The sequence below is a fragment of the Aphanothece microscopica RSMan92 genome (genome assembly GCF_046613545.2).
Classification (GTDB): domain Bacteria; phylum Cyanobacteriota; class Cyanobacteriia; order PCC-6307; family Cyanobiaceae; genus NIES-981.
In genome coordinates this window covers 1-862 of record NZ_JBKKKY020000243.1, presented here as the reverse complement: position 1 = coordinate 862, position 862 = coordinate 1, and the positions used below count along the sequence as shown (strand labels likewise).

1 protein-coding gene is annotated in these 862 nt (G+C 71.6%); it reads right to left on the bottom strand.

Annotated features, from left to right (window positions below; translation table 11 throughout):
* A partial coding sequence (locus ACLD7X_RS17240) for an MFS transporter (protein ID WP_411424918.1) occupies nucleotides 1–730 on the bottom strand: 730 nt, incomplete at its 3' end.
* Nucleotides 731–862 lie beyond the last annotated feature (132 nt).

Below are 862 nucleotides of genomic sequence, written 5' to 3'. Positions count from 1 at the left end.
TCCAGGCCGCCGCCTGAAACACTGCTGCGGCTTCCGGCCCGGCGCGCGCCTGCGCCCAGAGCGGGGAGAGGCTCATGACGCCCGCATTGATCAGGCCCGCCATGAAGGCGGAGGTCACCGCTGCTGGCGCCAGGCCCCAGAGCCGGCGCAGCGCGATCGGCGCGGCCTTGGGCGGCTGTGGCTGGGCCTGGCTGGTGGCGGTCACGGGAATAAGCGCCATCGCGAACAGGCCTGCCGCCAGCATGAACGGCCAGGCCGCGCTGGGGTCGCGCGCCGCTTCCCCGATCATGAACGGGCCGGCCGCCAAGGCCACCTTGGTGCAGAGCAGATAGAAGCCCAGGATGTCGCCGCGCCGTTCCTTCGGCGTCACGCTGGTCATCCAGCTTTCGGCGGCCGCGAACAGCATGGCGATGGCGGCCCCGAACAGCGCCCGGTTCAGCGCCCAAAGCAGTGCATGATCAACGGGATAGAGCGCCAGCGCGGTCACGCAGCAGATCGCCGCGCAGGCTGCGAACGCGCGAATATGGCCGATGCGGGCGAGCGCCATCGGACTGAACCAGGCCCCGGCCATGAAGCCGACCGAATAGGCCGCCGCCACCAGGCCGATGCCGGTCTCGGAAAAGCCGCGCCCGCTCATCACGAGCGGCAGCCACACCCCGAACAGCCCGCCCGCGATCTGCAGCGTGGTCTGGGCGGCCACCAGCGCGGCGACGGTGCGGAACGGTCCCATGGGGGAGACCATAGACAGGCCCGCCGGCATGGGGAACGCCCGGTCGAGGGTGGCAGGGGGGCTGATGGCGCATAGGGCGCGCCGTTTCGCCCTCTGGAGTCCGGATCAGTACCGCACGCCGGCCCGCACGCC